Genomic DNA, 25,709 nt, shown 5'->3' with positions numbered 1-25,709 from the left:
GCTTGAATAGCTCATCGATTGTTGTTACATTTTTTAAAGCGAATTGACTTCGCAAATAAATATTTTGGGTTTGATACCAAGTATCAAACCGCCCTACACATATTTGGTTTGTCGAAACAATGTTCAGTTTTCAAAGGTCTACCAGTCATCTGCTCTCGCAGACAACTTAATAATCATATCATTTAATCAATATGATGTCAACAAGAAGTTTGATTTAACAACGTTTCTCGTTGATGTGCTGTCGAGACGCGACAACTTAATCAATATAACATTTTGTTATCGTGACTGTCAACAACTAATTTCAATCTTTCGAATTGGTCTAGCTGATGAATCGCCGTGACAACGTATATAACTATACCAACCACAGCACATCACGTCAACTAAAATCAGCAAAAAATGTAAACTATTTTCAAAGACGAATGGCAACTATGAAAACAAGAAAAAACGACCGAGTTCACCGGTCGTTTTGCCAGGGCACGCCTGGAGATAGTTCGTTTCACAAATCACTTCATTTTCAACGTGGGGACGACCCCAACCAAGAAAACGACCGCAACTCCCCCATTGACTACCGCACAAATCAAAAATAGTAATGGAAACGATGTAAATTGCCCAATAACCACCCCACCAATGACTGGGCCTAGCGCTTTGCCTAATGAAGAAAAAGCGTTGACCAATCCCTGATAGCGACCTTCATTACCTACCGTGTATAAATTGATCAGTGCGGGGACTCCCGGAACGTAGACCGCCTCACCCACCGTAAGCAGCGTCATTGCCGCGAATAAGGCACCGACACCAGAAACACTAATTAATAGAAGAAACGAACCACCAATTGCCACTAAACCACCCAGGATTTGCCAAGGTAACACCCTGCTACGACTAACTTTAGCCATCAACGCCTGAACGACAATTAAGAGGATCCCGTTATACACCCACAGATAGCTATAGAGTTTGATGCCCAATCCCTCATTTTGAATGTAAACTGACACGTTGCTCATCCATTGGGCGTAGGTCATCCACATGAACGCTAGGCTCAGTAGAACAATCACCAGGCTAGTCCGCGATATTTTTCCGTGAACGTCTGGCACCCGGCTAACCGTTGGCTTAGACTTCCGTGGTGTTTGCCCAACCGATTGTCGCTCGAAGCGACCAGCACGCCACTCCCACAGAAGGGCTGCTAAGACGTAGCAACTCAGCAGTAACGCAAAAATTGGTTTCAGACTATTATGGTAGAGAACGCCAATGCTGGCCGTCCCCACGACTAACCCAACATTAATAAATATGTAGAGGAGATTAAATAAACGACCATCCAAATGGCTCAGCTGTGCGGTCATCGCCGTAATTAGGGTAAGCATCCCCCCAGTCAGTAGACCGAAGATAATCAAGACGATGGGATAGGCAACGATGCCATTCCAAAAGAAACCAACGACCGCATCGCCGATCAACCCTAACAACATGCCAACACCAACGGTCCGTGCCGAGTAGTGATCCGTCAACACACCCCCAAGATACCCGCCCAGAACGTTACATCCAGAATATGCAGCAAGGATAATGCCACTCTGGACTAAATTCAAGTGCAGGTCGCCGTGGAGGTAAATCGTCGTGAGTGGCCACATGACACTGTAAGCGGTATTCACCAGAAATCCTAATAGGAGTAACGGCCACATTTTACGCATCAACTTTAACATGACTCTCTATTCTGCCCCCTCTTATCTGACTAGTTGTGCTAAGTCTATCATGTTTCCCCCGGGACTCGAAAGGGTGGGATAGAAATCAATTTGACCGAAAACGGTAAAAACGAAACAGCCATTGTTTTGTAAGCGTCTTCATTCATTCAATCCCCCTTTATGGCTTGCTTATTACGCCAAAATCAACTAAATTTAAGGGAGGTCTGGATTCATTGAACTTTTGAATCAATACTTAATAGGAGGACACAACATGGGTAACAGCAAGAATAATAATGCCACGCCGACCGATCTGAATGATCAAATGCAGGTTCGTCGGGACAAAATGAACAATCTACAAGCACAGGGCATCGCGCCTTTCGGTCACCGCTTCGACAGAACTGACGACAGTAAGTCGCTCCAGGAAAAATACGACAAGTACGATAAAGAAGAGTTGATGGCAGACAAGCATTACGTTGCTGTTGCGGGTCGGATTACCGGTAAGCGTGGTAGCGGCAAGGCCGGCTTCATCGATTTACTCGATAGAACTGGTGTCGTCCAAGGTTACGCGCGGCAAGATGAACTGGGCGAGGACAAGTACGCCCTTTACAAGACCCTCGACTTAGGGGACTTCATTGGCGCCAAGGGTTACGTCATCAAGACAAATACCGGCGCCTTAACCCTCCGTTTCACTGACTTCGAATTCTTATCTAAGGCTTTACGGCCATTGCCAGACAAGTACCACGGCCTGACAAACCCCGAGACTATCTACCGGCAACGGTACTTGGATCTGATCGCCAACCAAGATAGCTTCGATCGCTTCATCAAGGTGACGCAAATCAAGAAGGCTATCCGCGAATACCTGGATAGCGAAGGTTACTTGGAAGTTGACACCCCTGTCCTACAGACGGAGGCTGGTGGGGCCGAAGCACGGCCATTTGTCACCCACTCCAACGCCTTTGATATTCCATTATACCTGCGGATCGCCACGGAGCTTTACCTGAAGCGCTTGATCGTCGGCGGGATGGAAAAGGTCTACGAACTGGGCAAGGACTTCCGGAATGAAGGGACCGACTTACGTCATAATCCTGAATTCAACATGGTCGAAGTCTATACGGCTTATGCAGACTACACGGACGTGATGGACTTAACTGAAAACATCTTCCGTTTCGTGGCCAACAAGGTTAACGGTTCTGGCCAAGTTTCCTACCAGGGCAAAGACATCGATCTAGATTCCGAATTCAAACGCGTTCACATGGTCGACGCCGTTAAGGATGCGACTGGCATCGATTTCTGGCAACCAATGTCTGACGCTGATGCTAAGAAGTTAGCTGCGGAAAATGGCATTCACTGCGAACCTTACTGGAAGGTCGGTCACATCATCAACGCCTTCTTCGAAGAAAAGGTTCAAGATAACCTGGTTAACCCAACGTTTATCTACGGCCATCCCGTTGAAATCTCACCATTAGCAAAGAAGAACCCGAAGGACCCTCGTTTCACCGACCGGTTCGAACTTTACATCGATGGTAACGAATACGGTAACGCCTTTACTGAATTAAACGACCCTGTCGATCAAAAGCAACGGTTCGAAGGCCAAGACGCAGAACGCGCCGCTGGTAACGAAGAAGCTCACGGAATCGACAATGATTACATTGAAGCCATGGAATACGGCATGCCGCCTACTGGTGGTCTGGGTATCGGGATCGACCGGATGACAATGTTGCTGACCGATGCAGCTTCCATCCGCGACGTGATGCTGTTCCCAACCATGCGGCCCAACGATTAATCACGAAAAGGGGCAATTGAATGAGAGCAAACCAGCTGATTGCGTTACTGCAGGAACATAACCTGTTCCTGAGCACAACGCTAAATTCAGACGACGTCGACTTTGCATCGTTAGCATACGACTCTCGCAAGGCCAGCGCCAACGGCCTCTTCGTCTGCAAGGGCTTCAATTTCTCAGTCGACTACTTACAGTCGGCCATTAGTAACGGGGCCATTGCCTACTTGGCTGAAAAGGACTACGGCGTTGACGTGCCGGTCATCTTGGTGACTGACGTGCGCAAGGCACTGTCCTTAACTGCCCAATTGTACTTTGGCTTCCCACAAAACGATCTATTTCTGATCGGCTACACCGGCACGAAGGGTAAGACGACGTCGACGTACCTGACGACGAACATTTTGAGTCGCACCTACCCGCAACAAGTGGCGATGTTCTCAACCATTAACCACATCATCGGTCCCAAGCCGGAAGACCAATTTCGCGCCCATTTAACAACGGCGGAGTCATTTGACCTCTTCCACGAAATGCGCCAGGCGGTCGACAACGGCCAAAAGGTGTTGGTCATGGAAGTGGCGTCACAGGCCTACCTCCTGGACCGGGTATACGGGTTGACGTTTGATGTCGGTATTTTCCTCAACATCTCGCCCGACCACATTGGGGTCAACGAACACCCGAACTTCGCCAACTATCTCTTTTGCAAAATGCAGTTGATGCTCAATTCACGGAATTGTATCGTGGATGCTGATATGGACCATTTTGAAGAGGTCTACGCGGCGGCTAAGGTTTCAACGGCACCGGAAAACATCTTCACTTACGGCTTCGATCAGGACGCGGCAACGCTCTCAATCACCAATAGTGAGGCGACATTGACGGATAGCCAATTTGGCTTGACGGTGCATTCAAAGGACGACCGTTTGGCTGAACTCGCAACGTCCTACAACGTTTCCGTTCCCGGCGATTTCAACCAGAGCAATGCCACGGCGGCCATTCTGGCTAGTCGCTTGGCTGGTGCATCTGTCGCGGACATGCAAGCTGGGCTGGCAAATACCAGCATTCCCGGTCGGATGGAGTCGATGACCACCAAGCACCATGGGACGATCTACATCGATTACGCCCACGACTGGGGCAGCATGAACGCCCTGCTGAGCTTCCTCCATACCCAATTTCCGGACCACCACATTACGGCGGTGCTCGGCAGTACTGGGGATAAAGGGGAAGACCGGCGTGAGGGGTTCGCCAAGGCATTGAACGATTACGCCAACACGGCATTCTTGACGACGGATGACCCGGGTCATGAAGATCCCATCGCCATTGCCAAGGAAATTGATAGCCACATCGACCACAACAAGGTCAGTGTGACCATCATTCCCCGGCGTGAGGATGCCATCCAACACGCCATTACCAGTGCGACCAACCATGATTTAGTGGTTTTGGCCGGTAAAGGCGAGGATGCTTACCAAAAGATCAACGGGGTCGACACGCCCTACCCTTCCGATCCAGTCGTGGCCCAAGAGGTCATTGACGGACTGGCAAATGAAAATTAAGCAACCTTTAAGTAGTACAAAAAGCGTTACGCGGGGATCAACTATCCTCCACGTAACGCTTTTTTGGTCTGCTTTGGGCCTGGCTAAACGGTCACCATTGCCTCTTGGTCTTTCAGCAGCCAACTATACGACGCCTAGTCCCAATATAACCAGCTGATAACCATAGTCTCAAACCGGTCGCAGTTCCCGTTTAACGGCGACGGCGTTTTCGTCGCTTCTTTTGACTATACTTGATCTGTTTAATGTGCTTCTTGTGGGTCAACTGGCGATCAGTCGTGAAGAGTTCGCGGCTGGCAGTCGGATGGGCCCGCAGATAATCTTGCGTGAAGGCATCGACGGCATCATGATCATCGGCATCGACGTTAGCCCGCTGCATGGCCGTGGTCAGGTCTTCAAAGAAGCCCTCCAACTTGGGGTCGTACATGGTAACCAACGCTGTGTGGTGTGAACCGACCCAGTCCTGTAACTCGGCCGCGTGCGTCAACTTGTTCTGCGCCGCTAAATAATCGAACAAGGTCGTCAGCGCAAATGGGACCAAGTTAAAGAGTGCGGGTACGCGATCCGCTTCATCCAGTAAGTGCGTAAAGGGCCCAAACATGATTTCATTTAACGTTTCGACGTCCCACTCGTTAGGTTGAAGATGCTTGCCAGTAATCATCAATTCGGCCGTTGTATGGACGATTGTGATAAAGTGCTGGAGGTCATCCGGACTGAGATTGGCCACATCTGATTGCGTCACCATCGCTTGGACCCAGTCCTCAACCAACGCCACAACCCCTTCATAGGCTTGCTGTTCCCCGGCCACGTCACCATGTTTTTCGACCAAGTCGGGCCGAGCTGCCTTCAACGCTGCTTCTAAATCGACGAGATTGGCCAATTTTTGGGCCTTAAAGTACGCTGCCAAAACCGGCACGACCGCCACAAAATACAAGTGTGGTTGATCGACCATGGTCGGTAGCGCCGCCAAAGTTCCGGCGACCTGTTGTGGCGTCCAGCTTCCCTGTGCTAAGTTGACCGTTTCGCGGACACGCTGCACATCATCAAGGATGGCTGCCGCATATTTTTGTTGATTAGCTGACAACCGGGCCAACCGCTGCGGCGTTAAAAATTCCGCCGGCGTCATTGGTTCAGCCGTTGAATCTGTTCGTTCCATAACTCGATTCCCCTATTCTTTAACCTACCCTCCATTATAATAGAAGACTCGCAGAATGGAAAATCTGGTTTGAAATTAGTCAGTACCACCGTTTTTCTCGGCTTTTTCTAAATTTACTAATTTTATTGCGCGTTGCCGCCTTTATTCGGCCAATATTGTGTGGCCTACCCAGCAGTACATACCAAAAGAAGCTCATAGCTTCCACCAGGCTACGGGCTCCTCTAGTTAACTTCACATCAACTCACTTTATTTTGCGGGAACGGCTTTTAACGCCGCTTCCTTATCCTTTTCATCTAACTCAACCGAGCTATTAATCATCGCTTCAACACTTCCAGCCTTGGCCAGATGTTTCTTGTAACTCCAAGAGACAAACGTGAAGCCGGCAATGATCGTCATGATTGGGTTGATATACGTGTAGAATGCCATAGGAATGTACTGCAACGCATCAACGTTTAACGTTCCTGAGAAGAAGATTCCACTAACCCCCCAAGGAACCAAAGCGTTGATGTCCGCACCCCCAGTTGCCAACGTTCGGGACAAGTATTTCCGATCCAATCCCAGCCGATCGTAGGACGACTTGAAGGTCGTTCCTGGCAGGATGATGGATAAATACTGTTCCCCAACCATCAAGTTGACCCCAATACCACTTAACTCGGTAAACAGAATCAATTTCCCTGGCTTGTTTACGTACGGTTTGATGCTGTCGATCAGCGTATGGACGACCCCGAATTTAATCAGTAGGCCACCCAAAGCTAAGGCAACAATAATCAATGATACGGACCCCAACATGTTGGTGATTCCCCCGCCGCTCATCAGTTCATTGACCGTATGGGACGGTGTTTTCGCAATATTTCCGCCCATTAATAAGTTACTGATACGGTTAACGCCGTAAGAGGGGTCCCGGATGATCACTAAAATCAGCGCCGTAATCGTTCCCAATAATAGGGAAGGAATTGCTGGAACTTGCCGCCAAGCCAACAGTAATAGAACCAGAATCGGGAGCAACGACCAGACCGAAACAGCAAAGGACTGTTCAAGGCTACTGGAAATGGCATGGATTCGACTCAGATTTGCTGTGTGGGAGGTGTTCCCCAAAACGAAGTAGAGAACCAAAGCGATTAGCGCGGATGGCGCAATCGTATGCGACATGTTAAACAAATGTTTGTACAGGTTGACCTTAGTTAATCCCGTTGTTAGGTTTGAGGTATCCGACAACGGCGATAAATTATTCCCCAGTAACGCACCGGAAACAATCGCACCGGCAGTTAACGCATCGGAAAACCCCAGAATGTGGCCGATACCCATGAAGGCAATGCCCATCGTGGAAACCGTCGTAAATGAGCTCCCGACGGTAATCCCGACGATACCACAGATAATAAAGACCGTTGGTAAGAAAAATTTGACGGAAAGAATGTTAAATCCGATGACCATAATTGTTGCAATTGTCCCGGAGGCCAACCAACTCGATACTAACAAGCCAATCATTAGAAAAATCAAAATTGGAATAATCCCGGGCGTAATCCCCTCAGTAATTCCGTCAAATATGTCTCCCCAGGAAACCTTACGGAAGTGACCATAGAACATTAACAGCGTAAAAACAAACAAAATTGGAATTTGGGGCGACATCTTCATCCCGATGATCATGGTCCCTAGAATGGCAAACATAATCACCATGATGACCAACGACTCTACCAGTGAAAAATGTATCTCCGGTTTCTTTTTTTCTTCCATAATAGTTACACCCCTTTAAGCGAAAAAGGGCTTACCAACAAGTAAGCCCTTTTCACCGAGTCAAAGATTTTATTTGTCGAGTGCTAGATCTGTGTTCACCTGTTCAATCCATTCAGCATTCTTGTTCTTATCAATGATAAGCGGAATGATGAAGAGGATTGCCGTAATGATAACCACGAAGATCGCTTGCATTAAGTTACTTGCAACCAAGGTCGCAGCAATAATCACGATGATACCAAAGAATAATAAACCAGCAACGAAGTAAGCTAAACCATTACCCGTCTTACCCAAACGATAAGGACGTTCTACTTCTGGTTGACTCTTCCGTAAACGGATGATTGCAATGGCAATCAGAACGTAAACCAAAGCATAGATGACAGTCGTTGCGTTCGTTAAGGTTAAGAAGACACCGTTAACGTTTTTCATTACCCCATAAAGTAAGGCGAAAAGTGAAATGCAGGTACTTTGCGTCAAGACAACGTTGCGAGAAACACCGAATTTGTTAGTCTTGTGGAAACCAAAGCTAGCAGGTAATTGACCAGCACGAGCAACTTGTGTCATGGCCTTTGAAGGACCCGTAACCCAAGCAGACAACTGAATCAGCACACCAATAACGACCATGAAACTAAAGATGTTGGCAATCATTGTTGGCCAGCCTAAGATCTGGCACCAGAGAACGATTGGTTGGGTGATGTTTGACAATTGAATCTTGCCTTCAGGCACAACGTTAGCAACCAAGATGGAGTTCATGATGTTCATCAGAACCAACCCAATCAAGGCAACGAAGATCCCACGTGTGTAGGTCTTCTTGGCATCGTGAAGCCGTGGAATGAAGACAGAAGACATTTCCAGACCCGTGTAGATGAAGGAAATGGCTGCGAAGTATTGTAACGTTTGCAGGTTGTCCAGACTTGGCATTAATTTGCCCCAAGTGAAGGTTCCCAGGTACCCATTAGGGTTGATCCCGGTCTTAATCATGGCAGCGATCCCCATGATCAGCATAATGACGATTGGAATGTAAACACCGAGCCAAACCCCGATGTTCCCACCAACTTTGGCCATATCGAACCGTAAGTTTAGGACGGTAATGATCCAGTAGAAACCTAAGATATTAGCGAGAATGAACCAGTGGTTATTCCCTAAAGCGACGTTACCAAAGACGTTCCCCCACAGTGGACCGATGGTTGAAGCCACCATGACCATCCCTGGGAAAATTTGTACCCAGAGCAACCATGCGGTAACGAAACCCCATTTTTCACCTAATGCTGACTTGACCCATAACTGCGGCCCACCTTCAGCTTGCATCATGGTTCCCAATTCCCCGGAAATCAGTGCAACTGGTAAAGCAAAGAAGACGACGGCAAAGACCATATAGGTAATTTGCGTCCAACCAGTTGCGGCAACTGAAGGAATCGAACGTACAGTAGCACACAGGGCCATGGTCATCCCAATAAATGTGCCGAGACTAAGTTTTTTAGCCTGATTATCCATGTTCGCGCTTCCCTTCAAATATTAAAATAAGATACTTAATAATAGCAGTAGGCCATTACCCCTAATGACCTACAATGAAACATTATGCATTTATGTGCTAAGCGTTTTCTTTTTGGTTAGCAGCTTCGTAGACCTTTTCAAGATCAGCTTGAATGGCCTTCTTGATTTCAGGTGCAAAGTAATCGAAGTTTTCTTTACGGTTCATGTAAGGCGTCATTACTGAGGCCCGGATGATCGTAACCTTTTCGGCACGGCGCCATTCTGATTCGCTGAAGCCTAAGCTCTTAACGAATTCAAGTGGACTGTCACCGTAGTCAGGAATAGCAAAGTCTGTATGAGAAACAATGTATTCTTTACCGTAAAGTGAGCCCTTAACATACGAAGCTTGTTCGTAGAAGGCGTGGTTCAATTGGTTCATTTCAACCAAGTCATCGTTGCCGTCTTCTTTCAGCACGTAATCAACCATGTTGAAGTCAGGGGAAACTAATGGGTGAACGGAAATCTTCTTGCCAGCAACTTCGAACTTCAAGTCTTTCAGGAAGTCGTAGTAACGGTGGGCGCCTTCAATTGAAGCACCTTCCAGCTTCCCATAACCAGTGACGTTCAATGGCAATGTGTGGTGTGCAGCCCATACGGAAGCGGCGGTAGCACCGGCCTTTGAACCTTCAAGAATGTATGCACCCAGTAAGGCTGGAATGTCGGCACCCTTTTCAAAGACGTAGGTTGCAAAGTAAGAAATCGTGTCCCGCATCCGAATGTCTTGGATAACGATCCCACCAGCAGAGTAAGGAACGTAGCCCATCTTGTGAGGATCAATGGTAATTGATTCTGCTTCATCAAAGGCCTTATACGCAGCGTAAACTTCTGGTTTGATTAATTCTTTGTCTTCAGTGAAGACGTGGTTTTCGGCGTGAACACGTTGAAGGTCCTTGTATGGGATAAACTTGTCGTTTTCATCCAAGAACAATGCCCGTGCATAACCACCGTAAGCAGCGTCAACGTGAAGGTAGAAGTAGATGCCTTCTTCTTTAAGTAACTTCTTCCGTAGTTCAACGATCTTGTCGATACCATCAACGGCACCTTCTTCGGTCGAACCAGCTACCCCAACGACCCCAAGAATTGGTGTCTTTTCGGCAGCAAACTTACGAATGATGTCTTCCAAAGCGTTGATATCCATCCGGTAGTTACTATCGATTGGAACCGGAACAACTTGGTCCAAACCAATACCGATAATGTCAGCAGCCTTCATCCATGAGTAATGCTTCGTTTGTGGTACTAACCACTTGCCTAAGCGTTGTAAGTTCTTACCGCTACGTGCGGAGCGCTTCTTCACTTCGTCAATCTCAGTCCCGGCATTTTCAAGCAGGTCCATGATTTCCTTGGTTGGCATGTTCAATAATTCCCAATCTGACTTGCCAGCCACTAATTCAGGGTTAACTTCCTTCATGGCAAATGGTAATGACTTGATGTTCCGCGCATACCAGAGGCCTTCCAAGTTAGCTAATGACCCATCAGCAACGATGTGACCCCAGCCGTAATCGTAGCCCATCATACGAGCAAATTCTTGGCCAACTTCTTCTTCCATTTGGGAGGTTGCTGGTGATGATTCATAAGCAACGTTGTTCCCATTCCATAACATGGCGTAGTTGTAAGCCAACAATGCTGGCATCAGCGTTTCAGAGTTCATATGGCCCCAGTAGCGACCAGCTGAATGCCAAGGAACTGATTCCGTCCGGATACGTTCGGACAATTGGTTCAGCACCGTCTTCATATGGTTGACCGTCTTCTCAAATTCTGGTGAAGATTGATCATCTGGTCCAATCATGTTCGGATCGGATGGTATGTAGTTCTTCCGCCAGCCTAAGTGTTCGTCGACCAACTTGTTAAGCATGTCTTTGTATAATTGCCCATTTTCTGCTTTGTCTCCGATAAACAGAGCATTTAAATCTAAATCCTTAAGTGATTTTGTGTCTTTTTCCATGTCACTTACCTCCTACAGATTTGTTTGTCCTTGTTCACCCAAAAGAATACGCTTTCATCGATACCCTGTAAAGGGTCTTTTGTTAAAATTAGAACAAGCTAGGACCGTTTATCGGTTTATGAGCACCCTCAAAGAATCAAAAAGCGGGCCTGATATACAATATCAGACCCGCTACAGGGTATCTCATTACAAAAAACTTATTTTTCTCTAATCTTCAACTTTTGCTAAGAAGTAATTCTTCTTCCCGCGCCGGATAACCATGAACTTGCCGGAGAAGTTATCCTTCGGGTTCAATTCAGCGTTGGTATCCGTAACCCGTTCGCCATTGATCGTGATCGCACCATTTTCGATGTCCTCACGTGCTTGGCGCCGTGAAGGTTCTACAGCCGTCGTATCGGTCAGTAACGTGACAATGTTTTCTGGCTTAGAGGTAATCGAAACGTTTGGAACCTTTTCAAAGGCCTCTTGAACTTCCGTCATCGTCAGCTTCTGAATATCACCGGCGAAGAGAATCTCTGAAATGTGTTTTGCGGATTCCAAAGCTTCTTCGCCATGCACGAAGCGCGTAACCTCTTCTGCCAGCCGCCGTTGTGCCAATCGTTGTTCTGGTTCATTCTCAACGCTATCTTCTAAGCTGCGAATTTCATCTTGACTTAGGAACGTAAAGAACTTAAGGTAACGAACAACGTCACGGTCATCCTGGTTAAGCCAGAATTGGTAGAATTCGTAAGGTGAGGTCTTGTCCGCATCTAACCAAATTGCACCACCAGCGGTCTTCCCAAATTTCGTACCATCCGCCTTCAACATCAGTGGAATCGTCAGGCCATAAACTTCTTCGTCGGAACCCTTGATCTTATGAATCATATCGATCCCGGCAGTAATGTTCCCCCATTGGTCGGCCCCACCGATTTGTAGTTGGATGTTATGTTCGTTGTGCAAGGTCAGGAAGTCCACGGACTGTAGGATTTGGTAAGTAAATTCCGTAAATGAAATCCCAGTGTCCAACCGACTAGCCACAATATCCTTGGCTAACATGGTGTTAATGTTAACTAATTTCCCGTAATCACGCAGGAAATCCAACAAAGAAATCTTGGACAACCAATCATAGTTGTTGACCATGGTTACGTTCGAGTCGCCACCAAACAGACGGTGCATCTGGCGAGACAAGGCCTTCACGTTATGTTGAACCTTATCCATGGTCTGTAATTGCCGTTCTGTCTTCCGGCCACTCGGATCACCGATACTCCCGGTACCACCACCAATCAAGATGTATGGATGATGCCCAGCCAGCTCGAAGCGCTTCATCATCATAAATGGAATCAAGTGCCCAATATGCATGCTATCACCGGTTGGGTCGACCCCACAGTACAACGAAATCTTTTTCTCCGATGTCAGCTTCTTCAATCCCTCAGCATCTGTCTGTTGATTGATTGCGCCACGCCAAGTTAACTCATCAATAATGTTCATTAGCTTGTTCCCCTTTCACTAAGTACCCAAAATTTTTTGGATCGTATAATCGATTGAAAACCGACTACACCTAAACAACCAAAAGATAGCTAACCATGAAAGCGTTGTCAAGTAGATATAAGAGAGTTATAGCTAGAAAACACGCCAAAAACTAGTCAACTAAATTTTTCATCTCATTAGAGGTCGCGAATATTGGGATCCTGCCGAATACTCGCAAATTGTTTTGCTTCAATTTCAGTTTCGCCCGTTACCACCTCCATTCCTTTCCTCGTAACAACTAATTGTTTACCGAACTTACGAATCGTCCCAGATGGAAAACGTTCCGGGGTTTTACGATAAACTTGACGCACGTAGTCATCGGCCTTCATCCACCGTTTGGCTGCCTCCATTGACGACATAATATCTCGATCTCTCAAATCAATCATACTTTGGGTCCCTCCAACAATAAATTTATATTACAAGCCAGTATAATTTATAATGCTAACTTAGTGTTAATTCTAATTAATCCCAACAAAAAACGCCATATGGGATTTGACCACATGACGTCGATTCTGGAGCTATATAATTATAACCACTATCTTTCGCGGAAGTCACTATCCCCACCCTCTCTAATTACAGTCACAAGCTGTTCGCTTACTCGCCAAACGCCAATGACGCTTGCTCCTAATGAAACTGCAATAATTAATAACGGCAGTAAGGTAATCGATGCCCATTTAGCTGCTGAAATAGTTATAATTAATGGTAATAGGATTACTAATGCTACTACCCCACTGATCAATTTTGCATGTACTGGGTGTTCTTCCACCACAGTCGTTGTTGCTTGGTTTACTTCTTGCATACTCATTCCTCCTATATAATAGTAGACTTTTCTTTTTCGCTACCCGTCAGTCTAGTGAATCAGCTTCTGTAGTTCGTCAACGTGGTGCCCGCAACCCATACATTCCAGTGTTGCTTCGCCAGAAACCTTTTTGAAAACAACGTCCCCACATTCGCTACAGTGCAGCTTGTCATCGGTTAAGCCTAAGTTTGCATTCTTCATAAGTCATGACCTCCCAGTCAGTATGTCTTGTATCGTTCTATTGCTTGTCGATTTGGTGACCACAACTGGTACATTCTAGCGCTGCTTTCCCAGCGACCTTAGTGAAAATAACGTCCCCACATTCGCTACAGTGCAGCTTGTCATCGGTTAAACCTAAATTTGTATTTTTCATGAGTCATTACCTCCCAGTAATTGTCTGAAATTCCGTTTGCATCATGTTAGCAGGCCAACCTTATCTAGTGCTTATCGACCTGATGACCACAGTTTGTACATTCAAAAGCTGTTTTCCCAGTGACCTTAGTGAATGTAACATCACCACATTCGGGGCAGTGTAGCTTGCTATCGGTTAAGCCTAAGTTGGTATTTTTCATGAGTCATTACCTCCCAGTAATCTTGTCAGTCGTTTTCAATTAGTGCGTCAGTTTTTCCAATTCTGCCATCTTGTGGCCGCAATTCGTACATTCCAACGTTGCCGTTCCCGCCAATTTCTTAAAGACAATATCCCCACATTCAGGACAGTGCAGCCGATCATCCGTTACGCCTAAGTTCATATCTTTCATCATCCAATGCCTCCAACTAGTTTGTTTAACATCAAAAAAGACGTCCTTTCTATATACAAAATAGAAGGGACGCCTTTTAGCGCGGTACCACCCAGCTTCAGAGACTTTCAGCCTCTACACTTTAATCCCCGATAACGTGGAGATACCCCGAAGAAACAACTTTCGTATTTCGTTAAACCTACCCTGCATGGCTTGCACCGACCGCCAATTCTCTGAGCTCCCAGATAGATCACTACTTCGTTTGAAAGATTTCTTATTCGCTTTTTGATGTTGGGTACACTCTATCATGAACAGATTTGAATTGCAAGCGCCAAAATCACGTTTTTTGTAATTAACTCTCGGTTTCTAGTATTAATTAGTAAATCCAATTAGCTAAGAATCCAGTGATAACAAGCGATTAGATTATTTCTCATAATTAACCCGATACCGGTCGAAAAAATTTAAGAAAATTCAAATCTACTGGTAATTACGGGGCAATTTCAAGACAAATCTCGCAAAGTCGGTTATATTAGAGATTCGGACATTATCGGAAAAGGAGAAACTAATAGCATGGCAGAAGAAGTTGTAATTGTTAGCGCGGTCCGGACCCCCATCGGAAAATTTGGTAAGAATTTCCGGTCCGTTTCCGCCGTTCAACTGGGGACCCTCGCTGCAAAGGCCGCCATCGAACGAAGTGGTCTCGCACCCGCCATGATTCAGCAGACCATCTTTGGCACGGTTCTGCAAGCCGGCCAGGGACAAAACGTTGCTCGCCAAATTGAACTTCACGCCGGTATTCCCGTTACGAGTACCGCGATGACCGTTAATCAGGTCTGTGGCTCTAGCTTAAAAGCCATTCGTCTCGGCCAAAGCGCCATTCTATTGGGTGATGCGGACGCTGTACTGGTCGGCGGCACGGAAAGTATGAGCCAGGCTCCTTATTTAAGCCCCCAGTCGCGGTTTGGTCATAAATTTGGTGATATGACGCTGGTCGATAGTTTGGCCAAGGACGGCTTAGTAGATGCGTTTGATGACATTCCTATGGGGATTACTGCTGAAAACGTTGCTGCGAAATACCACGTTAGTCGTGAGGATCAAGACGCTTTTGCCCTTCGCTCACAACAGAATGCGACCCAAGCACAATTGGAACACCGCTTCGATGCTGAAATCGTTCCGGTCCCGGTTGGCGATAAGCTCATTACAACAGATGAGGCCGTGCGAACAACCACCTCAGCTGCCCAATTGGCAGCCCTGAAGCCCTCATTTAAACCCGATGGTACCGTCACTGCTGGCAATGCTGCCGGACTCAACGACGGCGCTGCAGCTATGATCCTTATGCGTAAATCGACGGCCATCGCGGCGAACATTCCTTACTTAGCAACACTTACGGGCTATCAGGAAGCTGGCATTGATCCAGCGATTATGGGCTATGCCCCCGTCTATGCCATTCAAAAGATGCTCGCGCGCACACACGCGACGATAGCCGGAATCGACCGCTTTGAAATCAACGAGGCTTTCGCTGCACAATCCGTTGCCATTACCCGCGATTTAAAAATACCGACTCATAAGCTGAATGTGAATGGCGGCGGTATTGCCCTCGGTCATCCCTTGGGCGCCTCGGGAACGCGAATCGTCGTAACGTTACTGCACGAACTAATGCGGAGTGGCGGTCATCGCGGCCTCGCATCGATGTGTATCGGCGGTGGTATGGGCATTGCTCTCATGCTTGAACGCGACTAGTTCGCAAGTACCTCGTCATCTGGTATAATAGCGATAACTAATCTGTGCAAAGGAAGCGTACGCGATGCTAACGCAAGATTTCGACGTTAAAATCAAACTGATTATTCTGGTCTCTGTCGGCTTTATTGCCTTGGCCAGTACCCTTGGCTATTTATTTCACCGTGATCACCACTACAGCCGTTATTTTACAGGCGTACTAGTTGTCATGGCAGTTCAGTTGTTTATCCTGACTTCGCTATTGTTAATTCATCAATAAAGAGTGCGCTAAACCACGATTAGGTGGCGCGCATTAAGGCTGATGACCGAACAATCATGGATTTGGCGGGTTTGGTTATCAGTTTTAAGCGAACTCGGCTGTCTTTTGACATCCGCTTCGACCATATAAAATTACGTAACCAAAGAGCCTGGGCGCTTGTGTCTGCCCAGGCTCTTTAATTTGCGCTAATCATCTAGATTTTGAATCTGTTGCGTGGGTACCGAAACTAAATCGCCCGTCGCCAGCAGATACAGATACTGCGCAATAACCGGCTGCCCCGTCATCTGCTTTAACGCCGTTGCGTAGAGGTTAACTTGGCCACCATACCGTTCCAACAACTTCGTCTCACTCTTGGCGATATCGCGTGGATTCACATGGTCAGTCTTATAGTCAAACAAGATTACGCCCGTCGGTGTCAGCAAGTAGCCATCGACGATCCCATGGACTAGGACTTGAGAATCTAGCTCTTTAAAGTCGCGGAATAGGCTTCGGGCCGGCATCAAAAGTGAAAATGGTACTTCTCGTTGGAGTTGGTCGGGAGTTGCTAAAATTTTCTGCCCTAACTCACTCGCAAAGAACCGTAATATCAGCTCGGGTTGCACACGTTGTGCGACCTCAGCCGACAAGACTTGGTCTGCGACTAGCTGGTCAATCAACGCCTGAACACTGGCTTTCGTTGGTGCGGTCGTCACATCTAACTGCTGTAAAACTAAGTGGGTCGCACTCCCAATTTCCGTAGGGAGGGGTTCTCTGACCGTTTGTAAAAACGCTGGCCGTGCAAAGTCATGCGTGACAAAACGCCGTCCGGCTTGCCCCCGCTTGGTTGGTTGGTATTCCCCAATCGTCGCATTATCGGGATCCTCAAATAATCGTTTGGCCTCAGAGACAGACTGATAAGCAGTCGTCTCTGTCGCTGCTTGATGCGGATATTGAAAGTCCATAATGGCCTTGATCTGCTCACCAGAAACAACGGTATCCGCTACCTTTTCGGCAGACTGACTAGCTGCCTGTAGCCAATCAGCAGCGGCTTCGCCAACCGACTGAGCTGGCTCGACGTCTGCTGCTGTCGCAAAGGATACTTTGAATTGCGCCGGATCACCTGCCAGGCCAGAGAAAGCACTGGTCTCCGTCCGTAACTCCGACTCAAAATGGGGATCACGAATTAAGCACATTCCGATCCAATCTAGATAGTTAGCTAATGTGTTCTTTTCCCGCAACGTAGCATTCAACACGAGATTGGGGCTCTGGTAAGCCTGTTCCCAAGCACTAAGCGCCTCTTCTTGGGATTTATGTGATCCCACAATATAGAGTCGCGACTCTGCTCGCGTTAACGCCACGTATAACTTACGCATTTCCTCGGCTAGACTGGCTCGTGAAATCGCTTGGGCGGTCACTAGTTTCTGCAGGCTGGGGGCCTTGATTCGACTATCTGTGTCCAAGTAGTCGATCCCAATCCCGGTCCTCCCACTCATAACATAATTGCCTTGCTGGTCTTGCCGATTAAATCGACGTGAGGCGTCCATAATGAAAACAACTGGAAATTCTAGTCCCTTGCTTCCGTGAATCGTCATCACAGACACAGCGTTCTCGGCCGTTTGTACCGGTGCACCAGCCAAATCGGCATCGCGTTGCTGTAAACGCTCGACGAACCGGACAAATTGAAAGAGTCCTTTAAAGCTACTCTTTTCATAACTCTGAGCGCGTTCATACAGTGCGTGTAAGTTCGCCTGCCGTTGTTCCCCAGCTGGCATCCCACCCACGTAATCTAGAAAGCCAGTTTCCTGGTAAATCCGCCAAATCAGCGTAACCAATTCATTTTGCTGTGCAATGTCGCGGAAAGTCTGCAGTTGCTCTAAGAAATGACTGATTTTTTCGTAGACGCGTTGCTGCATGTCACTACTAGTTCCCGTTGCGAAGGTCTGCTGGAAATGTAAGAGCGCTTGGTAATAGTCCCCGGTCTTCTGATTGATTCGTAATAAGGCGAGTTCATTTTCATTGAGTCCGACAATCGGTGAGCGCAAGACGGCCGCTAGTGGAATGTCTTGGTAAGGGTTATCAATAATTCGCAGCAGAGACATCATAATCTGGATTTCGGTTGTCTTAAAATAGTTCTGTGCATCGTTGACCACGATGGGGATTCCCATTCGTCGAAGCTCATCGGTGATAATCAGATTGTTGGTCCGCGTTGGCGTTAACAACGTGATATCCCGATAGGCCATGGGTCGAATCTGCTTCTTCTCCCGGTCATAGATTGGGGTCTTAGCCGCAATCAATCCCTGGATTTTCTTCCCAGTCATCAGGACTTCACCCTGATGCTTATCGTCAACCTGGAAGGTCTCATCCATCGGCTCCCCATCCTGCGACGCTTCAGTACCCTCGGTCAGATAAACCAAAAGCTCTGCCGTACTTTCAACATCTTCTGGATAATAAGTCGCTCCAAATTTTAGCTGAGCTGAACCCGTATAGGCAATCTCACCCAGTTCACGATCCATCAATTGTTTGAAAATAAGGTTGGTAAAATCATCGACATTCTTCATTGACCGGAAATTTTCGGCCAACGTAATCAGTTGCCCCGCGTTTTCGTCGGCCATGTAATGGTCCGTTTTTCCCATAAATAGTGTCGGATCAGCCTGTCGGAATCGATAGATCGATTGCTTGACGTCTCCCACCATAAACAAGTTCCCTTGTGGTGCCGGCTCAGCAATCGCCGTTAAGATAGCCTCTTGTAAGCCATTTGTATCTTGATATTCATCGATCATAATTTCAGCGTACTGATCACGTAGCTGCGCGGCAACGTGTTGTGATTGTTCGGTACCACTGGTTAAGATTTCCAGTGCGGCATGTTCAATATCCGCAAAGTCCAACACATGGCGCCGTTGCTTCTCGGTACGGTAAGCTTGCCGAAATGCGGCAACAACGCTTGCCAACTCGCCAACCAACTCCCCGGACTTTTCAATAGTTGTCATGGCCTGCTCTTCGCTTTGGAGCAAGTAGGTCTTCTTGAGCGCATCCAATTGTTTCCGGGCCGGATCATAATAGGTCGCCTTGAGCTCGTTGTAGACCGGATAGTCTTCATTAGTTTTACGAATATTGGGCATACGGCCCCACGTAAAATCCTGAATGGCTGCCCGCAAATCGTTCCAGCTCCCAGCAGAGACTAGTTCTAAAACATTCTGTAGGCTAGCCAACACGGCTCCTAGGTGGGCCGCCTGTTTCTCTAAGTTATGATTAGTCGCTAGCTGTTCAGCACTGGTTAGATCAGCCTGAACCTGTTCTAGTTGTGCCGTAAACATGGGCGCTAATTTCTGCTGATAGAACGTGGTCTGGGTCAAGCAATCACTATCTAACCGATACAGTTGAGGCAAATGCGTTAGCCAAGCTACCGGATCCGGTGTGGCGTTGGCAAAGGTATAGGTCTGCTGAACCAAATCAGCCAATCCATCATCGCTACGGTCGCCAGAAAAATTCTCCGTCAAACGCGCGAATAAACCACTTTCGTCGTTCGCATAAAGTTGTTCCCGTAGATCCGACCACACCTCATCTCGAAGCAACGCATTCTCGGTCTCGTCAGCGAGTAAGCGAAAAACCGGATCGAGATCGATTACGTAATAGTAATGCTGCAAAATACGGAGGCAAAACGCATCGAGTGTACTGATATCAGCCACTGGCAGTTGGTTTAACTGACGTAAGTAAAATGCCTGTTGGTCACTATCTCCCTGATTGGCCGCCAGTTCTTGCCGTAAGGCGGTTTGAATCCGCTCCCGCATTTCAGCAGCCGCTGCTTTGGTAAAGGTCACGATTAAGATCTCATCAATTCCCATCCCCGACTTCAAGTGTTCAATAACCCGCTGAACCAGCACCCTGGTCTTCCCAGACCCGGCTGATGCGGACACTAGTAGATTATTTCCGGTCTGGTGAATCGCCTGGTCTTGACTAGGCGTAAAACTAAATTTCGCGCTCATCGGCTGCCTCCTCTTCTTGTTCGGCCCTAATTCGGGCCATCACATCATCTTTTTTGAGTGCCGGCAATTCCCGGTAGTTGTTTTCCTTTAGCAGTGGGTCAAACTGCATAATCGACTTATACGGTGAAAATTGTAATGCCGTTCGGTTCTGCTCCCGAAATGGCGCTAAATCCACGTGCCCATCGAAGATTTCCGTCGCCGCACGTTTAATCAGCCGTTCAGTGTGTTCAAGCAATAAATCTAGTTCGGCTGGTTTGACCAACATTTTACTGTAAGAGGTAATCGTCCCCTTAACTGTGCGCCGCAATCCACGGAACAACAGTGAACTCCCACTATAATTATCCGTTGCAAATAAGGAATCTAGATTGGTTAGTAAGTCCGGATCATCCAGCAACAAACCTTGATACTGTTCCGCCTTGAGTAAGGCTTCCAACGGGTCAGTTCCCAGAACATCTGCGGCCTTTAAAATTGGATTTTGCAAATGAAGGTAGACGGCCCCAGCCAACTCAGCATTAACTGGCGTATCGTTTGCCAGAAGTTCGGGCAGGTTCTTCTTAACCGCATCCAGGTACGTTAGCATCTGCATCGCCTGTCCATAATAAGCATCCTGATAACTAAACTTATGCTCGGAGCTCTTATAGTCAACGATTCCCAGATACGTCTTATCTTGTAGTTGCATGGCATCCAACCGGTCAATTCGACCGCGAACCGTGACCTTCCGCCGTTTTTCTAAATCAAACGACAGGGCTTCTAATCCGCGCTCATCCCCTAAGCCAAATTGAACTTCAGTCCGTTTAGGCCGAAGCTTCGTCCGTTTGCTCTGCTCATGCAGCGTCTTAGCCATCTGACGCATCGTCTTAATCAACTGCTGACGAATGTAGACCATCCGGTGAGAACTCTCTAAAATGGCAAACTGCGGATTGGTCGTGGTATCTAAGACCTTCGCAATCACTTCATCCGTCATCTCTCGTAGTTGTTGGTCATCTAAGTCCGCCAAGTTCAGCTTTTGGTCATTAACAATCTTCATCAGGCCATCCATTGTCGCATGGAAAAATTCGCCAGTGCTAGCTGGTGAGAGCTCGAAAACGTCCCGTTCCTGTAGTTTTAAACCATATTTCAGGAAGTAAGCGTATGGATTAGCGTAGTACTCTTCCAATTTGGAAATGGACGTACTGATTTTGTTGCCATATAGCTGCGTTACGATATCCGGCGTCAGGTGTTGGGGGACATTGCGATAGCTGAGACTTCCTAGTAGTTTAGTCGTCAATTCACCGTAATTCGGATCCGCACGTAATAAACGCAAAACGTAGAGCCAGGTTGGTGACAGTGGCTGCTCACGCGTTTGGCTATCGTGACTAGCTTGCACAAGATGGCGTAACGTTGTGCGGCGCGTCCCCACAAACGGCAAAATATCCGTCTGCTGAGCCGCTGGGGTTGCTGCCACCAACATCACAGGCAGTTTAAAGTAATCGCGAATCCGCGCAACGTACGGCGAAATTTGGAGGCTACCAGCGTCATCACTCGTCGCTGGATAGCTAAAGATCAACTGGTCACTCCCACTCAAAAATGCAAGATAGTTCAGATAGGGTTCACCAGCTAGCTGGGTCGCTGCATCATCACGTAAATAACTGTTGGCATCCGTCGCCTGTAACTGTTCGCTCAGGTCCTGACGATCATTATCAGCGAGTAGCGTTGTCGGGACTTGATCATCCGGCATACTGTCTGCTGTGGCCCCCATTAGGAAGGTTATCTTCCGGTTATTTGCCTGCACGATACCACTTTCGGAAATCATGACTTGATCGAGCGTTGATGGAATTTGATTAAATTTAGCTCCAGCAAATCCTGCCTGCAGCAACGATTGAAAATCGGTTTGGTTAAAGGGCTGCTCGCCCAAAATACTATGACATTCGTCCAACATCTGACAAAAGGTCGCCCAGGTCTGCTCTGGTTGTCCCGCACGAAACAGGTCGCCTGCCGCAATCGCCTGATCACGCCAGTCCATGAGCCGTTGACTGACCCCCTGGTTTTCTAAAAATTGGTACAGTGTCGCCGCTGCTTCAGTATACGTTTTAGCCGCCTTTAATCTGGCAAAGAACGGTGGCAACGTGTCCTTCACAAAATGACGAATCACATTGATCTGTGCCGTCACCTGCTCATCATGAGTTGTCTGAACACTATCGTCGCCAGCTGAAAAACGGGTATACAACCAATCCTTCTCTTGTGTCCACCGATATTGTCCCTCATAGCCGTTCTTCAAGACGAGATTTTCGGTCAGGGCTAATGCCCGTCGATATACATTTAGGTTCAGGGGTTCACCAGTATCGTCTTGTGGTAAAAGGAGCTCGGACTTTAATACACGAAAGATATCGGCATACCGGTAATTCTTCCGCTGAACGTCGAACAGTGCGTTAATTAATTCTACAAAGGGATGATCGGCCATTTGAACGTCGGCATCATCAAAGTATGGGATCTCTTGTGCCTTAAAAATGGGGTCAATGACCGTTTGATAACCATCTAAATGCCGTGCCAGGACTAAGAAATCTTGGTACCGGTACTGACCACTCGCGACGAGCTGCCGAATCTGGGTCGCCACGTGCGAAACCTCGACGTAGCGATTAGTCGCTTGCACAACTTTAACATCCTTCAAGGCCGCCACTGCGGGCTTCGGCTGGGGCGACAAGGTATTGGTCTCTTGCCAGAAATGATCAAGTGCCAGCAGATCTGCTGAAACCCGACTGGTTGCTGCCTGCCGATCAATCAAGATGGGAACGTTGTCTGCACGTGCTTCAACATAAAGCTGATGATAAAGCTTTGCCGATTGGAAAAAGAGCGTCGTCGTATCTGGCAACTCCTGCGGATACCCTTTATCCAGGTTTAAGGCCACCTCAACACTAGCCGACCGTTGAATCAAAACGGCTACCAGCTTACGTTCCTGGGCACTCAATTGGGAAAATCCTTCTAGATAAAAATGGGCGTGACTCAAATCAATCTGAGTGGTCAAATAATCGGCCAATTGGTTAAGTAAGTCTGTGTTTTCCACATATTTTCCCAACATCTGCGTCTCAAAAGCTTCGTATAAAACCATCAAATCATGTAATTTTGCCTGTAAATCGGCATTAGTTGTCGTCAAATTTTCGACAGCGGTTAAGAGATCGGCAGCTGTAACTTGGCCGACCTTCAACTCCGCTAACTGCGCCGTTAATTGCGTGATAAACCCAGGCCGATCGACTTCCCCACGGAAAATCGTCAGATCATCAGCGTGGCTCTGAATAATTTGATGGATCAGCATATTCAAACCGGCCGTTGAGATACGAGGAAGCTGGTAAACGGGCTCATTTTTCATGAAGAACCAGGCTAATCGTGTAAACGAAAACACTTGGACCTGTGTCTGTGCAAATAGCGGCTGATCTGGTACCAGTCTGTCTTTCAACGCTGCCAAGACATCCACTTCAGTTTCAAATTTAATATGGTTGGGAACCAAATAGTAGCATTGATCCGTTGGCGTTGCTGTAATCTGCGCCGCCATCGCCGTCACCATGGGCGTTCTGTGGTCCATCCCTGCACTACCCAAAACAAATTGTAAACTCATCAGCCGACCTCCTATTTTTTTCTCTAGCAGTCATTATGTACTTATCATCCCCGACTCAGATTGCTGGCGTCTAAGGTAATTATATTCTAGCATACTCGCCACCAAAAGCGAACAAATGTTTGCCATAAATTTTCTCATTTTTAATAACATTATTCGCATATTTCCCGCAAAGCGTGCTACACTTAAAATTAAAATATGGTGAGAAAGTGGGCAGACGTTTATGAAAGATACTGCACAGGTTCAAATTCTACAGGAGCTAGTCGGAATCAACTCCGTTAATGGCAATGAGGCCGCTGTGGCGACCTATATCCAGAAGCTTTTTGCCAATCATGGCATCCCATCTAGAATCGTCCCCTACGCGGATGGTCGTAGTAACATCGTGGCTGAAATTGGTGATACCGCTAGCGATAAAGTGCTGGCGTTAGCGGGTCATCTGGACACCGTTGCCACTGGTGACGTGGCCGACTGGCAATTCGATCCCTTCTCCGCTCACGTTGAAAATAATCGGCTGTATGGTCGTGGCGCGGCCGATATGAAGAGTGGCCTAGCCGGTATGGTCATCACCTTTATTAACTTGGCCGAGCAAAAAATTAAGCTCAATGGCCGTCTACGGTTCATTGGTACCGTTGGTGAAGAAAATGGGGCCATGGGCTCACGTTTACTGACCCAACAAGGTATCGCTGACGACCTGGATGGTATCATCATTGGCGAACCGACCGGCGGTAACCTGGTCTATGCCCACAATGGCTCGCTAAATTATCACGTCTACTCGCAAGGTCGCGGTGCGCATAGTTCAATGCCAGAAAAGGGAATCAACGCCATCACCAACCTGATCAAATACGTTTCGGCCGAAGCAACTGAGTTTGCAGACGCCCCCGTTAGTCCTGAGCTTGGGCCCTTGGTCCACAGTGTAACGGTCTTCAATGGCGGCGAACAGGTGAACAGTATTCCCGCCAAAGCCGAGCTACAAGGTAACATTCGGCCAATCCCTGAATTCGATAACGATGCGGTCATCAAGCGTCTAACTGAGACGGTCGCTAAGCTTAATCAGGAAGCCGACGTTAACCTGACACTGCATGTAGACTACAGTTTTAAGCCCGTCATTAGTGCTACCGACTCTGCTTTGGTCAAATTAACCAAACAAATTGCCGATGATGAATTCGGCCATCCCGTTGAACTACAAGTCATTCACGGCGCAACCGATGCTTCCGAATATACGAAGTCTGCCAACCAATTCCCAGTGGTTGTTTACGGTGCCGGCGAATGGAACGATGCGCACTCGCTCAACGAATCCGTCGATCTCGACCTATTTGCTCACGTCCAACATGTTTACGAACGCTTGGCAAAAGCATTTCTCGCCTAAATTAATCGGATAAAAAATGAGATCAAAAACGCCAATTTTAGCGCTTTTGATCTCATTTTACTTTAAGGCCTGAAGGTTGAAAGGTCTGAAATGCCAATCATGACTGTTGTTGCAACGATACGGGACTAAAATTAGGCAACGTTGTCCAACGATCGCCTTACCGGCCGGCAGATATGGGCTGGAACGGTGCGAACACAACTTGAAGCCTCGAAAGGACCGAGTCTCCAAGCTTGGTTTTCTACTAAGCCAGTGGGAAATTCACCCACTAACTAAGTAGAACGACGCGCCTGAGCCCATATCTGCCGACCTCTCGGCTGACGTAGTTGGTTTGAGGCAACATGGATCATACCGTTTGAAACGTATGATTAAACTTTAGCAACCACTTGGGATTCAGTGATTGGAGTTGACAT

19 protein-coding genes are annotated in these 25,709 nt (G+C 47.4%); 5 read left to right on the top strand and 14 right to left on the bottom strand.

The features are described 5' to 3' along the window. Positions 1-503: 503 nt before the first annotated feature. Entirely contained in the window at positions 504-1,685 is a 1,182-nt protein-coding gene (locus tag EKM89_RS04880; RefSeq protein ID WP_125686225.1) for an MFS transporter, read from the bottom strand. A gap of 250 nt (positions 1,686-1,935) precedes the next feature. Here EKM89_RS04880 and lysS point away from each other — a divergent pair, with 250 nt between their 5' ends. Together lysS and EKM89_RS04870 are read left to right on the top strand one after the other, a co-directional pair. Further along, positions 1,936-3,447 (top strand): lysine--tRNA ligase, encoded by a 1,512-nt coding sequence (lysS, locus tag EKM89_RS04875; RefSeq protein ID WP_125686223.1) that lies wholly within the window; start codon positions 1,936-1,938, stop codon positions 3,445-3,447. A 20-nt stretch (positions 3,448-3,467) separates the two neighbouring features. Continuing rightward, on the top strand, positions 3,468-4,988 hold the full coding sequence (locus EKM89_RS04870; protein ID WP_125686221.1) for a UDP-N-acetylmuramoyl-L-alanyl-D-glutamate--2,6-diaminopimelate ligase: 1,521 nt from the start codon (positions 3,468-3,470) through the stop codon (positions 4,986-4,988). Between the two features lie 190 nt (positions 4,989-5,178). Here the strand turns inward: EKM89_RS04870 and EKM89_RS04865 are convergent, their stop codons facing one another. From EKM89_RS04865 to EKM89_RS14035, 11 genes are all read right to left on the bottom strand, one after another. Continuing rightward, positions 5,179-6,141, bottom strand: coding sequence for a hypothetical protein (locus EKM89_RS04865; protein WP_125686219.1), 963 nt, complete (start codon positions 6,139-6,141; stop codon positions 5,179-5,181). A 246-nt stretch (positions 6,142-6,387) separates the two neighbouring features. Further along, entirely contained in the window at positions 6,388-7,872 is a 1,485-nt protein-coding gene (locus tag EKM89_RS04860) for a Na+/H+ antiporter NhaC family protein (protein WP_125686217.1), read from the bottom strand. A gap of 69 nt (positions 7,873-7,941) precedes the next feature. Beyond that, the gene (gene tyrP / locus EKM89_RS04855; RefSeq protein ID WP_125686215.1) at positions 7,942-9,363 is read right to left on the bottom strand and encodes a tyrosine-tyramine antiporter; all 1,422 of its coding nucleotides are present in this window, start codon (positions 9,361-9,363) and stop codon (positions 7,942-7,944) included. 97 nt (positions 9,364-9,460) lie between these two features. Then, complete coding sequence (tdc, locus tag EKM89_RS04850; protein ID WP_125686213.1) at positions 9,461-11,344, bottom strand: tyrosine decarboxylase; 1,884 nt, start codon at positions 11,342-11,344, stop codon at positions 9,461-9,463. Between the two features lie 207 nt (positions 11,345-11,551). Then, on the bottom strand, positions 11,552-12,811 hold the full coding sequence (tyrS, locus tag EKM89_RS04845; RefSeq protein WP_125686211.1) for a tyrosine--tRNA ligase: 1,260 nt from the start codon (positions 12,809-12,811) through the stop codon (positions 11,552-11,554). A gap of 176 nt (positions 12,812-12,987) precedes the next feature. Then, positions 12,988-13,236, bottom strand: coding sequence for a helix-turn-helix domain-containing protein (locus tag EKM89_RS04840; protein WP_125686209.1), 249 nt, complete (start codon positions 13,234-13,236; stop codon positions 12,988-12,990). A 149-nt stretch (positions 13,237-13,385) separates the two neighbouring features. Next, a complete protein-coding gene (locus tag EKM89_RS04835) occupies positions 13,386-13,649 on the bottom strand; it encodes a hypothetical protein (protein WP_125686207.1) in 264 nt (87 codons plus the stop codon). A gap of 51 nt (positions 13,650-13,700) precedes the next feature. Beyond that, complete coding sequence (locus tag EKM89_RS14040; protein WP_164510508.1) at positions 13,701-13,850, bottom strand: hypothetical protein; 150 nt, start codon at positions 13,848-13,850, stop codon at positions 13,701-13,703. A gap of 37 nt (positions 13,851-13,887) precedes the next feature. Next, entirely contained in the window at positions 13,888-14,022 is a 135-nt protein-coding gene (locus EKM89_RS14300; RefSeq protein WP_263853918.1) for a hypothetical protein, read from the bottom strand. A gap of 64 nt (positions 14,023-14,086) precedes the next feature. Continuing rightward, positions 14,087-14,221, bottom strand: coding sequence for a transposase (locus EKM89_RS14295; RefSeq protein ID WP_125686205.1), 135 nt, complete (start codon positions 14,219-14,221; stop codon positions 14,087-14,089). A gap of 39 nt (positions 14,222-14,260) precedes the next feature. After that, entirely contained in the window at positions 14,261-14,413 is a 153-nt protein-coding gene (locus EKM89_RS14035) for a hypothetical protein (RefSeq protein ID WP_164510503.1), read from the bottom strand. 546 nt (positions 14,414-14,959) lie between these two features. On the opposite strand from EKM89_RS14035, the gene EKM89_RS04825 reads away from it, so the two are divergent. Both EKM89_RS04825 and EKM89_RS04820 read left to right on the top strand, forming a co-directional pair. Beyond that, positions 14,960-16,129 carry an acetyl-CoA C-acetyltransferase gene (locus EKM89_RS04825; RefSeq protein WP_125686203.1) on the top strand — a complete coding sequence of 390 codons (1,170 nt, stop codon included), beginning with the start codon at positions 14,960-14,962 and terminating at the stop codon, positions 16,127-16,129. Between the two features lie 64 nt (positions 16,130-16,193). Further along, positions 16,194-16,385 carry a hypothetical protein gene (locus tag EKM89_RS04820; RefSeq protein WP_125686201.1) on the top strand — a complete coding sequence of 64 codons (192 nt, stop codon included), beginning with the start codon at positions 16,194-16,196 and terminating at the stop codon, positions 16,383-16,385. A 185-nt stretch (positions 16,386-16,570) separates the two neighbouring features. Here the strand turns inward: EKM89_RS04820 and addA are convergent, their stop codons facing one another. Further along, positions 16,571-20,347, bottom strand: a complete 3,777-nt coding sequence (gene addA, locus EKM89_RS04815) for a helicase-exonuclease AddAB subunit AddA (RefSeq protein WP_125686199.1) — start codon at positions 20,345-20,347, stop codon at positions 16,571-16,573. Then, positions 20,331-23,936: a PD-(D/E)XK nuclease family protein gene (locus tag EKM89_RS04810; protein ID WP_125686198.1), complete on the bottom strand. Its 3,606-nt coding sequence runs from the start codon at positions 23,934-23,936 to the stop codon at positions 20,331-20,333. The genes addA and EKM89_RS04810 overlap by 17 nt, the downstream gene beginning before the upstream one ends. Positions 23,937-24,156: 220 nt before the next feature. Here EKM89_RS04810 and EKM89_RS04805 point away from each other — a divergent pair, with 220 nt between their 5' ends. Next, the gene (locus EKM89_RS04805) at positions 24,157-25,299 is read left to right on the top strand and encodes an ArgE/DapE family deacylase (RefSeq protein WP_125686196.1); all 1,143 of its coding nucleotides are present in this window, start codon (positions 24,157-24,159) and stop codon (positions 25,297-25,299) included. The last annotated feature ends 410 nt before the right edge of the window (positions 25,300-25,709 follow it).

The sequence above is a fragment of the Levilactobacillus fujinensis genome (assembly GCF_003946335.1).
GTDB lineage: Bacteria > Bacillota > Bacilli > Lactobacillales > Lactobacillaceae > Levilactobacillus > Levilactobacillus fujinensis.
The sequence above is the reverse complement of the archived record's forward strand: the minus strand, read 5'-3'. Positions and strand labels throughout refer to the sequence as shown.

What these genes read in the sequence shown, in the direction of transcription:
- EKM89_RS04880 (WP_125686225.1), bottom strand. Translation starts at nt 1,685, where the DNA reads ATGTTAAAGTTGATGCGTAAAATGTGGCCGTTACTCCTATTAGGATTT.
- lysS (WP_125686223.1), top strand. Translation starts at nt 1,936, where the DNA reads ATGGGTAACAGCAAGAATAATAATGCCACGCCGACCGATCTGAATGAT.
- EKM89_RS04870 (WP_125686221.1), top strand. Translation starts at nt 3,468, where the DNA reads ATGAGAGCAAACCAGCTGATTGCGTTACTGCAGGAACATAACCTGTTC.
- EKM89_RS04865 (WP_125686219.1), bottom strand. Translation starts at nt 6,141, where the DNA reads ATGGAACGAACAGATTCAACGGCTGAACCAATGACGCCGGCGGAATTT.
- EKM89_RS04860 (WP_125686217.1), bottom strand. Translation starts at nt 7,872, where the DNA reads ATGGAAGAAAAAAAGAAACCGGAGATACATTTTTCACTGGTAGAGTCG.
- tyrP (WP_125686215.1), bottom strand. Translation starts at nt 9,363, where the DNA reads ATGGATAATCAGGCTAAAAAACTTAGTCTCGGCACATTTATTGGGATG.
- tdc (WP_125686213.1), bottom strand. Translation starts at nt 11,344, where the DNA reads ATGGAAAAAGACACAAAATCACTTAAGGATTTAGATTTAAATGCTCTG.
- tyrS (WP_125686211.1), bottom strand. Translation starts at nt 12,811, where the DNA reads ATGAACATTATTGATGAGTTAACTTGGCGTGGCGCAATCAATCAACAG.
- EKM89_RS04840 (WP_125686209.1), bottom strand. Translation starts at nt 13,236, where the DNA reads ATGATTGATTTGAGAGATCGAGATATTATGTCGTCAATGGAGGCAGCC.
- EKM89_RS04835 (WP_125686207.1), bottom strand. Translation starts at nt 13,649, where the DNA reads ATGCAAGAAGTAAACCAAGCAACAACGACTGTGGTGGAAGAACACCCA.
- EKM89_RS14040 (WP_164510508.1), bottom strand. Translation starts at nt 13,850, where the DNA reads ATGAAGAATGCAAACTTAGGCTTAACCGATGACAAGCTGCACTGTAGC.
- EKM89_RS14300 (WP_263853918.1), bottom strand. Translation starts at nt 14,022, where the DNA reads ATGAAAAATACAAATTTAGGTTTAACCGATGACAAGCTGCACTGTAGC.
- EKM89_RS14295 (WP_125686205.1), bottom strand. Translation starts at nt 14,221, where the DNA reads ATGAAAAATACCAACTTAGGCTTAACCGATAGCAAGCTACACTGCCCC.
- EKM89_RS14035 (WP_164510503.1), bottom strand. Translation starts at nt 14,413, where the DNA reads ATGATGAAAGATATGAACTTAGGCGTAACGGATGATCGGCTGCACTGT.
- EKM89_RS04825 (WP_125686203.1), top strand. Translation starts at nt 14,960, where the DNA reads ATGGCAGAAGAAGTTGTAATTGTTAGCGCGGTCCGGACCCCCATCGGA.
- EKM89_RS04820 (WP_125686201.1), top strand. Translation starts at nt 16,194, where the DNA reads ATGCTAACGCAAGATTTCGACGTTAAAATCAAACTGATTATTCTGGTC.
- addA (WP_125686199.1), bottom strand. Translation starts at nt 20,347, where the DNA reads ATGAGCGCGAAATTTAGTTTTACGCCTAGTCAAGACCAGGCGATTCAC.
- EKM89_RS04810 (WP_125686198.1), bottom strand. Translation starts at nt 23,936, where the DNA reads ATGAGTTTACAATTTGTTTTGGGTAGTGCAGGGATGGACCACAGAACG.
- EKM89_RS04805 (WP_125686196.1), top strand. Translation starts at nt 24,157, where the DNA reads ATGAAAGATACTGCACAGGTTCAAATTCTACAGGAGCTAGTCGGAATC.